This window comes from Rhodococcus sp. NPDC055024, assembly GCF_053608585.1.
Genome location: NZ_JBSGVT010000054.1, coordinates 1 through 1,445, shown reverse-complemented (window position 1 = coordinate 1,445; position 1,445 = coordinate 1). Strand labels below are relative to the sequence as shown.

General features: G+C 59.7%; 1 protein-coding gene. It reads left to right on the top strand.

The genetic code is table 11. The features are described from left to right. Positions 1 to 1,445: amino acid adenylation domain-containing protein (locus ACWF6P_RS31780; RefSeq protein WP_452623701.1), on the top strand; the 1,445-nt coding region annotated here is incomplete at both ends.

Genomic DNA, 1,445 nt, shown 5'->3' with positions numbered 1-1,445 from the left:
TGTCGTATGCGGAGTTCGATGCTCGGGTGAATCGTTTTGCCAGGTATTTGGTTTCGGTGGGTGTGGGGCCGGAGTCGTTGGTGGGTGTTGCGGTTCGTCGGTCGGTTGATTTGTTGGTTGCGGTTTACGGTGTGCTCAGGGCTGGTGGTGGGTATGTTCCGGTGGATCCGGATCAGCCGGCGGAGCGTAATGGGTTTGTGTTGGCGGCGGCGTCGCCGGTGTGTGTGGTGAGTACTTCTGATGTTGGTTTCGATGCTGGTGTGGTGCCGGTGGTCGAGGTTGATGTTGTTGATGTGTCTGGTTTTTCGGATGCTTCTGTTTCGGATGTGGATCGGGTTTCGCCGTTGCGGTCGGGGAATGCGGCGTATGTGATTTTCACGTCGGGGTCGACGGGTCGGCCGAAGGGTGTGGCGGTCAGTCATCGCAGTGTGGTCAATCAGGTGTCGTGGTTGGCGGAGCGTTATGCGGTGTCGGGTTCTGATGTGGTGTTGCTGAAGACTCCGGTGACGTTCGATGTGTCGGTGTGGGAGTTGTTTGTTCCGTTGGCGGTGGGTGCTCGGTTGGTGGTGGCTGCGCATGACGGTCATCGGGATCCGGGGTATTTGGCGTCGGTGGTGGCGGCGGAGTCGGTGTCGATGGTGTCGTTTGTGCCGTCGATGTTGGAGGTGTTCGTCGATCAGGTGGTTGACACGTCGGAGGCGACGATTTCGCGTCTCGGTGGCTTCGGGTTGGGTTCGTTGCGGGTGATTTTCGCGGCGGGTGAGGCGTTGCCGGCGTCGGTGGTGGGTCGGGTGTTGTCGGTGTTGCCGTCGGTTGAGGTTCATAATTTGTATGGTCCGACGGAGTTCACGGTGCATGCGACGGCGGCGGGTCCGCTTGATGGTGTGGGTGTGGTGGTGCCGATGGGTGCTCCGGTGTGGAATTCGTCGGTGTTGGTGTTGGATTCGCGGTTGCGTCCGGTGCCGGTGGGTGTTTCGGGTGAGTTGTATTTGTCGGGTGTGCAGGTGGCTCGTGGGTATTTCGGGCGGGTGGATTTGTCGGCGGAGCGGTTTGTGGCGAATCCGTATGGCGGTGTGGGTTCGCGGATGTATCGCACGGGGGATGTGGTGCGGTGGATCGGTGTGTCGGGTGAGCTCGAGTATGTCGGTCGTAGTGATTTTCAGGTGAAGTTGCGTGGTCAGCGGATCGAGTTGGGGGAGATCGAGGCTGCGGTTCGGGATCAGGTGGGTGTGGGTTCTGTTGTGGTGGTGGTGTGGCGTGATCAGTTGGTTGCGTATGTCACTGCTGCGGTGGGGTCTTCGGTTGATGTTGATGTGGTGAAGGTGGGTGTGGGGGAGCGGTTGGCGTCGTATATGGTGCCGTCGCAGTTTGTGGTGTTGGATGCTCTGCCGTTGAATGCGTCGGGGAAGTTGGATCGGAAGTTGTTGCCGGAGCCGGTGTTCGAG